Genomic DNA, 15,620 nt, shown 5'->3' with positions numbered 1-15,620 from the left:
GTCTTCGGGAGTGGGAAATGAAGCCTTTTTTGCGCTGGTGTTTCGTTGCGACAGCTTTAACGCTGGCAGGATGCAGCAACTCTGCCTGGCGTAAGAGCGAAGTCCTGGCGGTGCCATTGCAACCGACTTTGCAGCAAGAAGTGATTCTGGCGCGCATGGAACAAATTCTTGCCAGTCGGGCTTTAACCGATGATGAACGCGCACAGCTTTTATATGAGCGCGGAGTGTTGTATGATAGTCTCGGTCTGAGGGCACTGGCGCGAAATGATTTTTCACAAGCACTGGCCATCCGACCCGATATGCCTGAAGTATTCAATTACTTAGGCATTTACTTAACGCAAGCGGGCAATTTTGACGCCGCTTATGAAGCGTTTGATTCTGTACTTGAGCTTGATCCAACTTACAACTACGCGCACTTGAATCGCGGTATCGCTCTGTATTACGGCGGTCGTGACAAGTTAGCGCAAGATGATCTGCTGGCGTTTTATCAAGACGATCCCAATGATCCTTTCCGTAGCCTGTGGCTTTACATCGCCGAGCGTAAGCTTGACGAAAAGCAGGCCAAAGAAGCACTAAGACAGCGCTTCGAGAAATCGGATAGAGAGCAATGGGGATGGAACATTGTCGAGTTCTACCTCGGTGACATTAACGAAGCAACGTTAATGGATCGCCTGAAGGCGGACGCAACGGATAACACCTCGCTCGCTGAGCATCTCAGTGAAACCAACTTCTATTTAGGTAAGTTCTACCTAAGTCTGGGGGAAAAGGACAGCGCTACGGCACTGTTCAAGTTAGCGGTCGCTAACAACGTACACAACTACGTTGAGCATCGTTATGCATTGTTGGAATTATCGCTCTTGGGCCAGGAGCAAGATGACCTGGCAGAATCGGACCAGCAATAGCTGACGAACAACGATCAGCCCACCAACTTTTTTAGTAAAGTCATCATCCTGACGGGTGAGGGCGTTTTTGTTCGTTAATCAACTAAATTTGAGCCGGTTCACACTTTTCAATGAAAATTGCAGATCAATTTCACGATGAGTTACGTAGACTGGCCGCCATCAATGAGGCACATGTACTACATGACTGATACCATCGAAACCACTTTTTCTGATCTTGGGCTGAATGCCTCCATCCTTCAGGCCCTGAACGATCTGGGTTACGAAAAGCCATCTCCAATCCAGGCAGAGTGTATCCCACATCTGCTGGGTGGCCGCGATGTTCTGGGTATGGCCCAGACCGGTAGCGGCAAAACCGCAGCGTTCTCTTTACCGCTGCTGCACAACCTCGATCCTGAGCTGAAAGCGCCACAGATTCTGGTGCTGGCCCCGACCCGCGAACTGGCGGTTCAGGTTGCTGAAGCCATGACGGACTTCTCTAAACATATGCACGGCGTAAACGTGGTTGCCCTTTACGGCGGCCAGCGTTATGACGTGCAGCTGCGCGCCCTGCGTCAGGGCCCACAAATTGTTGTGGGTACCCCGGGTCGCCTGCTCGATCACTTAAAACGCGGTACGCTGAACCTGTCCAACCTGAAAGGTCTGGTACTGGACGAAGCGGATGAAATGCTGCGTATGGGCTTCATCGAAGACGTTGAAACCATCATGGCTGAGATCCCGGCTGAACATCAGACCGCGCTGTTCTCCGCCACCATGCCGGAAGCGATCCGTCGCATTACCCGCCGCTTTATGAAAGAGCCGCAGGAAGTGCGCATTCAGTCCAGCGTAACCACTCGCCCGGACATCAGCCAGAGCTACTGGTCTGTATACGGTATGCGTAAAAACGAAGCGCTGGTGCGTTTCCTGGAAGCAGAAGACTTTGACGCGGCGATCATCTTCGTGCGTACCAAAAATGCGACCCTGGAAGTGGCTGAAGCGCTGGAGCGCAGCGGTTATAACAGCGCCGCGCTGAACGGTGACATGAACCAGGCGCTGCGTGAGCAGACCCTGGAGCGTCTGAAAGATGGTCGTCTGGACATCCTGATTGCGACCGACGTTGCGGCCCGTGGCCTGGACGTTGAGCGTATCAGCCTGGTTGTTAACTACGACATCCCGATGGACTCCGAGTCTTACGTGCACCGTATCGGCCGTACCGGTCGTGCAGGTCGTGCAGGTCGCGCACTGCTGTTCGTTGAGAACCGCGAGCGTCGTCTGCTGCGTAACATCGAACGCACCATGAAGCTGACCATTCCGGAAGTTGAACTGCCGAACGCAGAACTGCTGGGCAAACGCCGTCTGGAAAAATTCGCCGCTAAAGTTCAGCAGCAGCTGGAAAGCAGCGATCTGGATCTCTACCGTGGTCTGCTGGCGAAAATCCAGCCTTCCGCTGACGAAGAGCTGGATATCGAAACCCTGGCTGCCGCACTGCTGAAAATGGCACAGGGCGAGCGTCCGCTGATCCTGCCTCCAGATGCGCCTATGCGTCCGAAGCGTGAATTCCGTGAGCGTGACGAGCGTTTCGAACGCCGTGGCGACCGTAATGACCGTGGTCCGCGTCCTGAGCGTGGCGGTGAAGATCGTCCGCGTCGTGAACGTCGTGACGCAGGCGAAATGGAACTGTATCGCATTGAAGTGGGCCGTGATGATGGTGTTGAAGTTCGTCACATCGTTGGCGCGATCGCTAACGAAGGCGACATCAGCAGCCGTTACATCGGTAATATCAAGCTGTTCGGTACTCACTCCACCATCGAGCTGCCGAAAGGTATGCCGGGCGAAGTCCTGCAACACTTTACCCGTACGCGTATCCTGAACAAGCCGATGAATATGCAACTGCTGGGTGATGCACAGCCGCACGAACGTCGCGGTGGCGATCGTCCTGCCGGCGAACGTCGCTTCGGTGGCGGTGAGCGTCGCGAAGGTGGCCGTGGCCCACGTCGTGAAGGCGCAGCGCCAGGCGCTGGCCGTTTCAGCGGCGAACGTCGTGAAGGCAGCCGTGGTCCGCGTCGCGAAGACGGTGCCGCATCCGGTCGTCGTCGCTTCGGTGATGCATAATCGCGTAACGCATTACGCTTTACTGTAAAGTAAAAGTTCCAGCCCCGATCTTAACAATCGGGGCTTTTTTTATCTGCTTTGTACTCATGTACTGGTACAATGCTGGCGCGATGCTTCACTGACCGAAGCTGTTATAACACCGGAGATAAAACGGATGGCGACGTTAACGACCACACACACCACTCCTTCGCTGCTGGCTGGCGTTGTGATTATTGCGGGTACAATCATTGGCGCAGGCATGTTTTCCCTGCCGGTGGTGATGTCCGGCGCGTGGTTCTTCTGGTCACTGGCGGCGCTGATCTTCACCTGGTTCTGTATGCTGCATTCCGGGCTGATGATCCTTGAAGCGAACCTCAACTATCGTATTGGATCCAGCTTCGACACCATTACCCGCGATCTGCTCGGCAGGCGCTGGAACGCCATCAACGGCATTTCCATCGCCTTTGTGCTCTATATCCTGACCTACGCCTACATTTCCGCGAGCGGCTCGATCCTGCATCATACTTTTAGCGAAATGTCGCTAAACGTTCCGGCACGGCTGGCGGGATTTGGTTTTGCGCTGCTGGTGGCGTTTATTGTCTGGCTGTCGACCCGCGCGGTCAGCCGTATGACCGCCATTGTGCTGGGCGCCAAAGTCATCACCTTCTTTCTGACCTTCGGCAGCCTGCTGGGGCACGTCCAGCCCGCCACGCTGTTTAATGTGGCCGAAAGCAACGCCTCCTATACGCCTTATCTGCTGATGACGCTGCCGTTTTGCCTCGCCTCTTTTGGCTACCACGGTAACGTCCCCAGCCTGATGAAGTTTTACGGCAAAGATCCGCGCACCATCACCCGTTGTATCGTGCTGGGCTCGTTACTGGCGCTGGGGCTGTACGCGGTCTGGTTGCTGGGGACGATGGGCAATATTCCGCGCCCGGCCTTTATCGCCATTGCCGCGCAGGGCGGAAATATCGATGTGCTGGTGCAGGCGTTAAGCGGCGTGCTGAATAGCCGCAGCCTGGATTTGCTGCTGCTGGTGTTTTCTAACTTTGCCGTTGCCAGCTCGTTCCTGGGCGTAACGCTGGGGCTGTTTGATTATCTCGCGGATCTGTTTGGGTTTGACGACAGCGCGGCAGGGCGGCTTAAAACCGCGGCGCTGACCTTCCTGCCGCCGGTGGTGGGCGGTTTACTGTGGCCGAACGGTTTTCTGTATGCGATTGGCTATGCCGGACTGGCAGCAACGATCTGGGCGGCAATTGTTCCGGCGCTGCTGGCGCGCAAATCCCGCAAACGCTTTGGCAGCCCGCGGTTTCGCGTCTGGGGAGGCAAACCGATGATTGCCCTGATCCTGATTTTCGGCGTCGGCAACGCGGTGGTGCATCTGTTGTCGAGTTTTAATCTGTTGCCGGTGTATCAGTAGTCAATCTCTTGCCGGATGGCGGCTGCGCCTTATCCGGCCTACAAAATTAATGTTGTAGGCCCGGTAAGCGTAGCGCCACCGGGCAAAACCTGGAAATGTAGGCCCGGTAAGCGTAGCGCCACCGGGCAGGCCAGAACTATCCCAACAGCTCTTCTTTCACCTGCATCGCCAGGTCAAAAGAATGCAGCCGCGCCTGATGATCGAAAATCTGGCCGTTCACCATCATCTCATCCGCCTGGGTTTCTCGCAGGATCGACTCCAGCCCGTGGCGGACTTTCGCTTTATCCCCCACCAGCGACATGCTCAGCGCCTGCTGCACACCGTATTTTTCTGACGGCGACCAGAAGTGATCGATGTTATCAATCGGCGGCGGCAGCTGCGAGGTCTCGCCCCGGCGCAGCTTCACAAACGCCTGCTGCATGGAGGTGAACAGGAATTCTGCATCGCGGTTACTGTCGGCGGCCACGATATTGATGCACACCATCGCATACGGCTTCTCAAGGCGCGCCGACGGCTTAAAGTTGCTGCGGTACAGGTGCAGCGCCTGGAACAGCATATCCGGCGCAAAGTGCGACGCGAACGCAAAGGGCAGGCCAAGCTGGGCGGCGAGGTGGGCGCTGTAGAGACTGGAGCCGAGCAGCCAGACGGGAATTTTCTCGCCGTAGCCGGGCACCGGGCGCACATGCGGATTCGGATCGCGGGCGTCAAACCAGTCCACCAGCTCTGCCACATCGCGCAGGAAGTTATCGACATCGCCGCTCATATGACGGCGCAGCGCCATCATGGTGCGCTGATCGCTGCCCGGCGCACGCCCCAGACCCAGATCGATTCGGCCCGGATAGAGCGTATTGAGCGTACCGAACTGCTCGGCGATCACCAGCGGCGAGTGGTTCGGCAGCATCACGCCGCCGGAGCCGAGGTGCAGAGTGTTAGTATTTGCCGCCAGATAACCAATCAGCACGGACGTCGCCGCGCTGGCGATGCCGGTCATATTATGATGTTCAGCCAGCCAGAAGCGATGATAGCCACGTTTTTCAGCGAGACGGGCCAGATCCAGAGAGTGTTCGAAGGCGTCTTTCGCAGAAGCGCCCTGCGGGATCGGTGCGAGATCGAGCACCGAAAAAAGCGGGGATGTATCGGTCATAATGCGCTCACTTTGTTACAGGCTAATTCTTTAATACTGCATTAAAGCGTAGCTAAAGCTGTTAACAAAGTGAGCTATCTGTGTAATTGCGCGGCAGGCTACACCAGTTCCAGACCAGCTACCCGCTTCCAGTAACCATTGCAGTCACTGTGTGCCGCCAGCGGCAGCGGGGCGCCACCGTTAGCGTTGGCGCGAAAGGCCGCCAGCATATCCAGCGTTTCAGCGCCCATCGGCGACAGGCGCACAATGTCCACCAGCCCGTTCATCGAAGTCTGTTCGTTGCCGAGGTTATAGACATAGCCGCTCATCGTCTGAATACCGTTTAACACGAACACCTGCTGGTTTTCCTGCGACAGCACATTGCGCCCCGTCGGGTATTTGATGCAGCAGGTTTCGCACTCATCTTTGGGCCGGTCTTCCGAGCGGGCGGTAAAGCAGCGCGCTGAATAGGCCAGCGGCAGATGACCATAGCTCAGCACTTCCACTTCAAACTGATTGCGGATCCCCAGCTCATCGCACTGGTTCAGCAGATTAACCAGCCAGTCGCGGGACAGCTCCACCGGCATACACCAGCGCACCATGCCCTGTTTGTGCAACAGGCGCAGCGTCACGGCGTTATAGCAGTTCAGCGCATGACCGGCGACGAACGGCAGTTTTCGCTCGGCGCACATATTCACCACGCCGAGATCGCTGGCCTCCAGCATAAACTCGCCGTTCTCCACATAGCGCTTCAGTTCATTAAGTTCAGATGAGGCCTGCACCAGCGCCAGCGTCGACAGCACCACCTGCTTGCCGCTTTGCGCCAGCGCTTTCGCCATATCCAGCCAGTCACCTGATTTGGTGGCGCGGCGCTTGCTGCATACCGCCTCGCCAAGATAAATAATATCGGCTTCGCTTTCAGCGGCCTGCTGATAGAAATTTTCCAGCGTCTCTTTTGACCAGTAGTAGAGCACCGGTCCTAATGCATATTTCATTGGTTTCTCACTGCCATTTACGGTGATAGGCGCCCAGCGTCGTTTGCGTGCCTTCCGACATCGCCCCCAGCGTATCCATCCATGCCGCCTGCGGCGCGTAGGCGTCCGGTGCGGCCATGCATTTATCGATAGCCTGACGCCAGACCTTAGCCACCTGGCTGACGTACGCCGGGCTGCGCTGACGACCTTCAATTTTCACCGAGGCGATATTGGCCGCCAGCAGCTCCGGCAACAGCTCCAGCGTGTTCAGACTGGTCGGCTCTTCCAGCGCGTGATAGCGCTCGCCATCCACCAGATAGCGCCCCTTGCACAGCGTCGGATAACCGGCGTTTTCCCCTTCCTGATAGCGGTCGATCAGCACATCGTTCAGGCGTGATTCCAGCCCCTGCGGCGTCTGTTGCCAGCGCACAAAGCGCGCCGGTGAACAGGCGCCCACGGTATTGGGCGATTCGCCGGTCAGGTAAGAGGATAAATAGCAGCGTCCTTCCGCCATAATGCACAGGCTGCCGAAGGCGAACACCTCCAGCGGAACCGGCGTGGTGCGGGAGAGCTGTTTCACCTGATGGATCGACAGCACGCGCGGCAGCACCACGCGCGCCACGTCAAAATGGCGGTGATAAAAACGAATGGCTTCGTCATTGGTGGCCGAGGCCTGTACCGAGACATGGCGTTCAATATGGGGATAACGTTCCGCGGCGTATTCGAGCATCGCCAGATCGGCGAGGATCAGCGCATCCGCGCCGAGCTGCGCCGCCATGTCCACCGCCCGCTGCCAGCGCTGATAGCCGTCAGGGTGGGCGAAAGTGTTAATGGCGATGTGCAATTTTTTGCCGTGCTGGTGGACATAGCTCACTGCTTCCTGGAGCTTTTTCTCCGTAAAGTTAAGTCCGGCAAAATGGCGGGCGTTAGTATCATCTTTCAGGCCGATATAGACGGCGTCGGCTCCGTTCTCGATGGCCGCCTTTAGCGCCGGAAGATTTCCGGCCGGGCAGAGCAACTCCATAATATATCCTGCGGTTCAACGGGCCAGCCTGACCCGGACGCACCTGAGAGGTGCAAAAATTGTTAACGAACTGGGATTTTAGTTAACCCTTCGGCGACAATTTTTGATTTGAGGCAGTTAATCGCGTATTGATGACACCAATAATGCTGTATTTCTTCGTCGTAATTGTTGATTTGCGCCGCTATGTCGTTTGTATGATGTGGCAGAATAAGCGCACTAATCATTTCAGGGAGTAATGCTTGTGTTGGATAAACTGCGCTCACGTCTCGTTCTCGCGGGTCCGTCTTTACTGAGTGTGCCTGTGAAGCTCGCGCCTTTCGCCCTTAAACGCCAGGTACTGGAACAGGTCCTGCGCTGGCAGTTTCAGCAGGCGCTGGCGGATGGAGAACTTGAGTTTCTCGAAGGACGCTGGTTAAGTATCGAGGTGCGTGACATTGGCCTTCAGTGGTTCACCTCCGTTGAGAACGGTCAGTTAATCGTGCGCCAGTCTGCCAATGCCGACGTCAGCTTCAGCGCGGATGCCAGCGATCTGCTGATGATCGCGGCCCGCAAGCAGGATCCGGATACGCTGTTCTTCCAGCGCCGTCTGGTGATTGAAGGTGATACTGAACTGGGTCTGTACGTCAAAAACCTGATGGACGCCATTGAACCTGAGCAGATGCCGAAGCCGTTACGCGTTCTGCTCATGCAACTGGCGGAATTTGTTGAAGCGGGCCTGAAAACGCCCCCTGAAACTAAACCTCTTTCTGTAGGTGAACCATGCTGATTAGAGTTGAAATCCCCATTGATGCGCCAGGCATTGACGCATTACTTCGTCGCGCTTATCCGGGCGATGGCGAAGCGGGTCTGGTACATGATCTGCGTGAAGATGGTTTGATCACGCTGGGTCTGGTGGCGACAGATGACGAAGGGCAGGTGGTGGGTTATGTCGCCTTCAGCCCGGTCTCTGTGCAGGGTGAGGATTTGCAGTGGGTAGGGCTTGCGCCGCTGGCCATTAACGAAGATTACCGTGGGCAGGGTCTCGCGCGGCAACTGGTGTATGAAGGGCTGGATTCACTCAATGAATTTGGCTATGCCGCCGTGGTAGCCTTAGGAGATGCGGCATTCTATGACCGCCTCGGTTTTGAGCGGGCGGCGCATTACGATCTGCATTGCCGCTGGCCGGGTACGGAAACCGCCTTCCACGTCCATCGGCTGGCGGATGACGCCTTCAACGGCGTAACCGGGCTGGTGGAGTATCACGATCATTTCAATCGCTTTTAAGCGCAGGCATTTGCAGGCTGGCTAACAGCGCTTCAAATGAACCATCCCCGCTGACGAGGCGCTCTTTCTGGCGCTTCGTCAGTTGTTTGATCCGGTATTCGATCCGCAATGCAAGCGAGCGTTCACCAACCTGCGCCGTAAAGGCCAGCCGCAGCTCGCCTTTACCCCGCAGCGCCTTTGCGCCTTTGCCCGACTGATGCTGGCTGAAGCGGCGGGATACGTCCGTGGTAATGCCGGTATAGAGCGAATCATCAGCGGTGCGAATAAGATAAACAGACCAGGGCGTCATTACAGCGTTCACTATGTTAAGGTGAGCGCACCATAGCATGAGGAAGAAGTCAGATGGAATCACTCGCCGCCATTAATCGCTGGCTGGCCAGACAACATGTGCTGAGCTGGTGTGTCACCCGCGACGGGGAACTGTGGTGCGCAAACGCCTTCTATCTCTACGATCCCGTAAAAGTGGCGTTCTACGTGCTGAGTGAAGATCACACCCGCCATGCGCAGATGACCGGGCAAAACGCGCCGGTGGCGGGCACCATAAACGGGCAGCCGAAAACCGTCGCGCTGATCCGCGGCGTGCAGTTCAAAGGGAAGATCCGCCGACTGAGCGAGGAAGAAAGCGACGTACCGCGCGCGCAGTATAATCGCCGCTTTCCGGTGGCCAGAGCGTTATCGGCCCCCGTCTGGGAGATCCTCCCGGACGAGATCAAATTTACCGATAACACCCTGGGCTTCGGGAAAAAACTTCACTGGTTGCGCGACTCAGCTGCCGAGTAAGCGCAGGGCTTCGCGGTTAAAGGCGGGCAGATCGTCCGGGGTACGGCTGGTGACGATCTGGTTATTATCTATGACCACTTCCTGGTCATAGAAATCCGCACCGGCGTTTTTCAGATCGATAACAATAGGTTTCACCGTGGTGAGCTTACGTCCGCGTACCACTTCGGCGCTGATCAGCAGTTGCGGGCCGTGACAGATGGCAAACACGGGTTTACCGGAATCCACAAATTCACGGGTAAAGGTAACAAAGCGATCGTCGCCGCGCAGGGTGTCCGGCGAGTGACCGCCCGGCAGTAACAGCGCATCGAACTCGTCAGGTTTCACTTCATCGATAGCTTTATCGATAGTGATGCTGGCTTCCCCTTTCTTACCTTTGACCGTTTTCCCGGCTTCCATCTCAATGGTGATCACCTCATGGCCGGCTTTACGAAACGCTTCGGCAGGTGACGTAAATTCTGAATCTTCAAACTCGTCGGTTATCAAGACTGCAATCTTCTTGCCCATATTTCCTCCGCTGTTTTGGGTTCAGACAGGTGATTTCGCCATAAATCGTTAATAATGACGAAGAGTACTGTTAAGTCTGGTTCAGTGACGCGACATTGCAAGGCGGACTAATCTGCAAAGGAGATGAGATGACTCAGGTAATGATCACCGGCGCGACCGGCCTGGTAGGGGGACACCTGCTGCGTATGCTCAGGCAGACACCGGAAATCACCGCCATCGCCGCGCCCACGCGCCGCCCGTTAGCGGACGCTTACGACGTGTTTAATCCGCACGATCCGCAGCTCAGCGATGCGCTGGCGCAGGTAAAAGATCCGCTGGATATTGTGTTTTGCTGCCTGGGCACCACGCGCCGCGAGGCGGGCAGCAAAGAAGCCTTCATTCATGCTGATTATACGCTGGTGGTGGACACGGCCATTACCGGCCAGCGCCTGGGGGCGAAACATATGCTGGTGGTCAGCGCCACGGGCGCGAATCCTCATTCCCCCTTTTTCTATAATCGCGTTAAGGGCGAGATGGAAGAAGCGCTGAAGGCGCAGCACTGGCCCCGGCTGACCCTGGCCCGCCCGTCGATGCTGCTCGGCGACCGCAATAAAAAACGCTTCAATGAGTCGCTGATGGCGCCATTATTCCGTCTGCTGCCAGGAAACTGGAAATCCATTGAGGCGCGTGATGTGGCAAAAGCCATGCTGATCACCGCGCTTTCTCCGGCGCAGGAAGGCGTAACGGTACTGGATTCCGCGCAGTTACGGGAAATCGCCCAACGCGCACGGGATTAATCGTTTCCAAAAGCGGTTCGCAGGCGTAGTATTTTCCGGCTTAATAAAACATTACTCCTGGAAAATGCTATGACTGGTCAGTCTTCATCTCAGGCGGTTGCCCCTGTCCAATGGTGGAAACCCGCACTCTTTTTTCTCGTCGTTATTATCGGACTCTGGTATGTGAAATGGCAGCCGTACTACAGTAAAGCCTTCACTGCCGCCGAAACGCACAGCATCGGTAAATCTATTCTCGGCCAGGCGGCCAGCAGCCCGTTACAGGCGGCGCTGGATTACGCCATGGTCTATTTCCTTGCCGTCTGGAAAGCCGCCGTGCTTGGCGTACTGCTCGGTTCCCTGATTCAGGTGCTGATCCCGCGTGACTGGCTGCTGCGCACCCTCGGACAGCCGCGCTTTCGCGGCACGCTCCTCGGCACGCTGTTTTCCCTGCCGGGAATGATGTGCTCCTGCTGTGCTGCGCCAGTGACGGCGGGTATGCGTCGTCAGCAGGTTTCCATGGGCGGGGCGCTGGCATTCTGGATGGGAAACCCGTTACTTAATCCCGCGACCCTGGTATTTATGGGCTTTGTGCTCGGCTGGCACTTTGCGTTGATCCGTCTGGTGGCCGGGCTGGTCACGGTGATCGGGGTGGCGGCCGTGGTGCAGCATCTGGTGAAAGATCGCGCGCAGCCGGTTGAACCGGTGGAAGTGGCGGTCCCGCAGGCGCAGGGCGGTTTTATGACCCGCTGGGGTAAAGCGCTCTGGTCGCTGTTCTGGAGCACCATTCCGGTGTATATCCTTGCCGTGCTGGTGTTGGGAGCGGCGCGCGTCTGGCTGTTTCCTCATGCGGATGGCGCGATCGATAACTCAATACTGTGGATCGTCGCCATGGCGATCGTCGGCTGTCTGTTCGTTATCCCAACGGCTGCCGAGATCCCCATTGTGCAGACCATGATGCTGGCTGGCATGGGCACCGCGCCTGCGCTGGCGCTGCTCATCACCTTGCCGGCGGTCAGTCTGCCGTCGCTGATTATGCTGCGTAAGTCGTTCCCGGCGAAAGCTCTGTGGCTTACCGGTGCGCTGGTGGCATTGTGCGGGATGATTGTCGGCGCGCTCGCGCTGGTGTGAGATTTGACACCCTCTCCCGACGGGAGAGGGTTAACATGAGTGGATTATTTAATAAAGGTGAAGGCCGTTGTCACGTGCTTCACGCCGCTCACCCGGCTGGCGATATCCGCCGCAGCCTGCGCTTCACGTTCGGTCACCAGCCCTAACAGGAACACTTCGCCGTTCTCGGTGGTCACCTTCACGTTCGAAGATTTCACCTGATCGCTGCCTAACAGCTGCGAACGAACTTTGGTGGTGATCCAGGTATCCGATGATGCCGTGCCCAGCCCAATCGGCTGACCCTGACGGATCTCGTTATATACTTCGGTGGTGCCTTCCACGCCCATCGCGATCTGTTTGGCGCGTGCGGAGAGCGAACTGTCCGGAGACTGTCCCACCAGCAGGACTTTGCCCTGATAAGCGGTCACGTTAATGCGGGTGTTTTTCTTAATCTGTTCGTCTTTCGACAGCGCGCTGTTTACGCGTACCTCCAGCGTGCCGTCATCCACTTGCGTACCCACGGTACGCGGATCCGTTGCCGCTTTCGTGCCCACCGCTGCCGTTCCTACGACCGCAGCAGCTACACATCCCTGAAGCAATAATGCGGAAATAAGGACTGCGAGGGGCGAAAATGCCTTCATGTGTACTCCTTAATCATCCTGGTGTGGAAAAAGCGTGTTATCGATCAGATCGCACAGGCAGTTCACCGTCAACATATGCATTTCATGAATACGTGCACTTCGATGCGACGGTATACGAATTTCAACATCCTGAGGCCCCAGAAGCCCGGCCAGTTCCCCGCCGTCGTAGCCTGTCAGCGCGACAATGGTCATATCGCGTGTCACTGCCGCTTCCACCGCTTTCACAATGTCGCGGCTGTTGCCGCGGGTGGAGATAGCCAGCAGCACATCCCCCGCATGGCCCAGCGCCCGCACCTGTTTGGCATAAATTTCTTCATGCCGGCGATCGTTGGCGATCGCAGTTAAGACCACGTTATCGGTATTAAGTGCAATGGCGGGTAAACTGGGGCGGTCTGTTTCGTAACGATTGATCATGCTGGCAGCAAAATGCTGTGCATTGGCGGCAGAGGTGCCATTACCACAACAGAGGATTTTGTTGCCGTTGAGCAGGGACTGAACCAGCGTCATGGCAGCACGGGAAATCGCATCCGGCAACGCTTCCGCCGCCGCAATCTGGGTTTGAATGCTTTCCGTAAAGCAGACTTTAATTCTTTCGAGCACGATAATCCCTATTATTTCAGCAATTATGAGTGGTCGTTAAAGGCGTCTTGTATCCACTCAACATCATTTCCGGTGAAGGCTACCACATCGAACCGGCAATCCACAGTGTCAAAACTCCCATTGTGCCGGGCAAGCCACAAACGCGCGGTTTGCAGCAATCGCAACTGTTTTTGCCGGGTAACGCTGGCCGCAGCGCCGCCGAATGTCGCCGTTTTGCGGTAGCGAACTTCAATGAAGACCGTCGTCGGCCCGTGTTTCATTATCAGATCAATTTCGCCGCCACGCGCATGCACGTTGGCGGCGATAAAACGCAGTCCTTTGCCTTCCAGCCAGCGACGCGCGCGTACTTCCCACGCCTCGCCGGTCTGTTTACGCGTTAACCGGCCGGGACGATCTGCCCCTGTTGGTATTTCAGCCATGATAACTTCCTGTTAATCACACAATCCTGAGTGGCGGAAAGGTCGCCGGTGTTGCCGTTAATCTCAAAGCCCGGCACCTGGCGCATTTGCGAGAAATGATTAGCCAGCGCCCAGGCATCCACGCCCATGGCATACAGACGCGCCAGTGAATAATCGTTGTTCACGCTGCTGAGCGCCTGCTGCATCAGCGCCGGATTGCTGCCCGCCAGCATCGGGATCTCGCTGTATTGCAGGCCTTCCATCTCAAGACGGAAATCCGGACCGGCAATGCCTTTCGCACTGCGGGAACTGGCGTACAGCGTGGCATGGCTCTGGCTGCCGTTGCGCATGGCGATCATCGGTTTGATAAGCGCAATTTCATCCGGCGTTGCCAGAATATAGGCTGCATCAACATTACCGCCGCCGCTGATTTGCGCATCGCTGGGCGGCGCCGGAATGGTCAGGCCGCCGATAGTGACGCTCTGCTGCGCAGGCAGGCTGGCGGTCACCGGGCTGCCGGTGAGCGCGATACCGGAATTGCTGTTAATGCCCATCTTCAGTTCTGCTGTGGAACCAAATTTCTGTTGCAGCACCGTACCGCCGCCGAGTTTTTGCCACTCATCGGCAAAAGCGTTGGTGACGCGATCGCCAAGCGTACTGCGCGGCACCAGCATTAACGGCGCGCGGTGGCCCTGATCCCAGATGTGGTGCGCCGCATCGCGGGCTTCATCTTCCGGCGACAGGGCGAAGTAACAGATATTCGCCCGGCTCTCGACGGTTTCCGGCTGGTTAAGGGCCAGCACGTTAAGCGCCGTATTGCTCTTCATCAGCTCTTCGACGTTAGATTTCAGCAGCGGCCCCACCACAATGCTGGCGCCATCCTGCTGAACCTGGGTGAGGATCTGATCCAGCGGCTGCGTGGTGGTGTCATACACTTTTAGCTGCGCGCCAGGGTTAGCGGGCGTGCTGACCGCTGAAGGCGGAGCGGCTGCTGTTTCAGTGGCTGCCACTGGCGCATCAGCGGACGGCGCTGGCGTAGCAGCCTCTGTCGGTTGTGCTTCCGGCTGCGGCTGATCTTCACCGCTGATATCGCCAACCTGCGCCGCCGACGGGCTGACGACGTCCGCGGGCGCGCTGCTTTCTTCAGTGGTGGCGGCCTGCGCAACCTGGGCAGGCGTAGCCGGACCTGATACGGCAGCGACGCCGTTCTTCGCCGCTTCAAAACCCTGCTGGATGGTACGGCCAAATACCGCCGCCTGACCGTTCAACGGCAGCAGCAGGGCAATTTTGCTGGTGGAGGCCGGGGTAAAGTTCTGCACGTTCACCAGCTGCGACGGCAGCATTTTCGCGCCAGGGTTTTGCGGATAACGCACCTGCCAGTCGCTGATGCCCGCTTTCAGCATGTTGGGATCGTTACGGTTATCAAACCAGACGCGTTGCAGATCCAGCCAGCCCTGCAGCACGTTTTCATCGGCATTGATCACCAGCGCCTGCGCCTGTTCCGGCGTCATCTGCGACAGTGCCTGCCAGGTGGCGTCTATGTTGGCCTGCTTTTCTTTCGCCGCCAGCAGCGGCTCCTGCGCAATCAGCGCCCGCAACAGCGTCAGGGAAGGGCGACCCTGCTGGGCGGTAATGCCCGCCTGCCAGAATCGGCTTTGCTGATTTTTGTCGAGTTCTGCCGGATCCATTTTGCCGAGGAGCGCCTGCGCGCCCTGGAAATCTTTCTGCGCGACTTTCATTTCCGCCGCCAGCAACGCCTGCTCGCGACGCTGCGCGTCACTGAGTTCCTGCGGCAACCGGGCGAACAGCTCGCTCGCCTGCTGCGTTTTACCTTCTTTCAGCAGTGCACGAATGGCGAGTAATTGCCAGTTGGTCTTGCTATCATCGGAGCTTTGCTGCATCTGGTTCAGGTAATAACCCGAATCAGCCTGCTCTGCGCCCTGCATGTGCGCACTGCTCTGATCCGGTGATTGCGTTCCGCAGCCTGCAAAAAGCAGGGCGGCCAGCACCACAGGCAGACAACGCGTGGCTTTTGAACGAAGAAATGTTGACGGTACCATTC

At 57.1% G+C, this 15,620-nt stretch carries 18 protein-coding genes; 9 read left to right on the top strand and 9 right to left on the bottom strand.

The annotated features are described in order from the left end of the window. Positions 1 to 17: 17 nt before the first annotated feature. From nlpI to mtr, 4 genes are all read left to right on the top strand, one after another. A complete protein-coding gene (nlpI, locus tag BMF08_RS02825) occupies positions 18 to 902 on the top strand; it encodes a lipoprotein NlpI (RefSeq protein WP_072569598.1) in 885 nt (294 codons plus the stop codon). 110 nt (positions 903 to 1,012) lie between these two features. Next, complete coding sequence (gene yrbN / locus BMF08_RS02820) at positions 1,013 to 1,090, top strand: protein YrbN (protein WP_099458804.1); 78 nt, start codon at positions 1,013 to 1,015, stop codon at positions 1,088 to 1,090. After that, positions 1,083 to 2,990 carry a DEAD/DEAH family ATP-dependent RNA helicase gene (locus tag BMF08_RS02815; RefSeq protein WP_072570130.1) on the top strand — a complete coding sequence of 636 codons (1,908 nt, stop codon included), beginning with the start codon at positions 1,083 to 1,085 and terminating at the stop codon, positions 2,988 to 2,990. The genes yrbN and BMF08_RS02815 overlap by 8 nt, the downstream gene beginning before the upstream one ends. Positions 2,991 to 3,144: 154 nt before the next feature. Continuing rightward, a complete protein-coding gene (gene mtr / locus BMF08_RS02810) occupies positions 3,145 to 4,389 on the top strand; it encodes a tryptophan permease (RefSeq protein WP_072569599.1) in 1,245 nt (414 codons plus the stop codon). Positions 4,390 to 4,525: 136 nt separating this feature from the next. On the opposite strand, the gene BMF08_RS02805 is transcribed toward mtr, so the two are convergent. The 3 genes from BMF08_RS02805 to ubiU form a co-directional block, all read right to left on the bottom strand. Then, positions 4,526 to 5,533: a luciferase-like monooxygenase gene (locus BMF08_RS02805; RefSeq protein WP_072569600.1), complete on the bottom strand. Its 1,008-nt coding sequence runs from the start codon at positions 5,531 to 5,533 to the stop codon at positions 4,526 to 4,528. A gap of 98 nt (positions 5,534 to 5,631) precedes the next feature. Then, complete coding sequence (locus BMF08_RS02800; protein ID WP_072569601.1) at positions 5,632 to 6,507, bottom strand: U32 family peptidase; 876 nt, start codon at positions 6,505 to 6,507, stop codon at positions 5,632 to 5,634. 7 nt (positions 6,508 to 6,514) lie between these two features. Next, a complete protein-coding gene (gene ubiU, locus BMF08_RS02795) occupies positions 6,515 to 7,510 on the bottom strand; it encodes a ubiquinone anaerobic biosynthesis protein UbiU (RefSeq protein WP_072569602.1) in 996 nt (331 codons plus the stop codon). A gap of 241 nt (positions 7,511 to 7,751) precedes the next feature. Here ubiU and ubiT point away from each other — a divergent pair, with 241 nt between their 5' ends. Beyond that, entirely contained in the window at positions 7,752 to 8,276 is a 525-nt protein-coding gene (gene ubiT, locus BMF08_RS02790; protein ID WP_072570131.1) for a ubiquinone anaerobic biosynthesis accessory factor UbiT, read from the top strand. Continuing rightward, positions 8,270 to 8,773: a GNAT family N-acetyltransferase gene (locus BMF08_RS02785; RefSeq protein WP_072569603.1), complete on the top strand. Its 504-nt coding sequence runs from the start codon at positions 8,270 to 8,272 to the stop codon at positions 8,771 to 8,773. Before ubiT ends, BMF08_RS02785 begins: the two co-directional genes overlap by 7 nt. Here BMF08_RS02785 and BMF08_RS02780 read toward each other — a convergent pair. After that, entirely contained in the window at positions 8,760 to 9,101 is a 342-nt protein-coding gene (locus tag BMF08_RS02780) for a GIY-YIG nuclease family protein (protein ID WP_321988113.1), read from the bottom strand. The genes BMF08_RS02785 and BMF08_RS02780 overlap by 14 nt on opposite strands. Positions 9,102 to 9,115: 14 nt before the next feature. Here BMF08_RS02780 and BMF08_RS02775 point away from each other — a divergent pair, with 14 nt between their 5' ends. Beyond that, complete coding sequence (locus BMF08_RS02775; RefSeq protein WP_072569605.1) at positions 9,116 to 9,553, top strand: YhbP family protein; 438 nt, start codon at positions 9,116 to 9,118, stop codon at positions 9,551 to 9,553. Here BMF08_RS02775 and BMF08_RS02770 read toward each other — a convergent pair. Continuing rightward, entirely contained in the window at positions 9,539 to 10,057 is a 519-nt protein-coding gene (locus tag BMF08_RS02770) for a type 1 glutamine amidotransferase domain-containing protein (protein ID WP_072569606.1), read from the bottom strand. The two genes, BMF08_RS02775 and BMF08_RS02770, sit on opposite strands and share 15 nt — an antisense overlap. 128 nt (positions 10,058 to 10,185) lie before the next feature. Here BMF08_RS02770 and BMF08_RS02765 point away from each other — a divergent pair, with 128 nt between their 5' ends. After that, complete coding sequence (locus BMF08_RS02765) at positions 10,186 to 10,833, top strand: NAD-dependent epimerase/dehydratase family protein (RefSeq protein WP_072569607.1); 648 nt, start codon at positions 10,186 to 10,188, stop codon at positions 10,831 to 10,833. A gap of 69 nt (positions 10,834 to 10,902) precedes the next feature. Next, positions 10,903 to 11,940, top strand: a complete 1,038-nt coding sequence (locus BMF08_RS02760; protein WP_072569608.1) for a permease — start codon at positions 10,903 to 10,905, stop codon at positions 11,938 to 11,940. Between the two features lie 44 nt (positions 11,941 to 11,984). Here the strand turns inward: BMF08_RS02760 and dolP are convergent, their stop codons facing one another. The 4 genes from dolP to BMF08_RS02740 are packed head-to-tail and all read right to left on the bottom strand — an operon-like array spanning position 11,985 to position 15,618. Beyond that, on the bottom strand, positions 11,985 to 12,560 hold the full coding sequence (dolP, locus tag BMF08_RS02755) for a division/outer membrane stress-associated lipid-binding lipoprotein (protein WP_072569609.1): 576 nt from the start codon (positions 12,558 to 12,560) through the stop codon (positions 11,985 to 11,987). A 9-nt stretch (positions 12,561 to 12,569) separates the two neighbouring features. Then, positions 12,570 to 13,160 carry a DnaA initiator-associating protein DiaA gene (diaA, locus tag BMF08_RS02750; protein WP_072569610.1) on the bottom strand — a complete coding sequence of 197 codons (591 nt, stop codon included), beginning with the start codon at positions 13,158 to 13,160 and terminating at the stop codon, positions 12,570 to 12,572. Between the two features lie 23 nt (positions 13,161 to 13,183). Further along, complete coding sequence (locus BMF08_RS02745) at positions 13,184 to 13,579, bottom strand: YraN family protein (RefSeq protein ID WP_072569611.1); 396 nt, start codon at positions 13,577 to 13,579, stop codon at positions 13,184 to 13,186. Then, positions 13,537 to 15,618, bottom strand: coding sequence for a penicillin-binding protein activator (locus BMF08_RS02740; RefSeq protein ID WP_072569612.1), 2,082 nt, complete (start codon positions 15,616 to 15,618; stop codon positions 13,537 to 13,539). Before BMF08_RS02740 ends, BMF08_RS02745 begins: the two co-directional genes overlap by 43 nt. Between the last annotated feature and the right edge of the window lie 2 nt (positions 15,619 to 15,620).

It is taken from the genome of Enterobacter sp. SA187, assembly GCF_001888805.2.
In the GTDB taxonomy this organism is placed as follows: Bacteria; Pseudomonadota; Gammaproteobacteria; order Enterobacterales; family Enterobacteriaceae; genus Enterobacter_D.
This window is presented reverse-complemented; position numbering and strand designations above follow the sequence as displayed.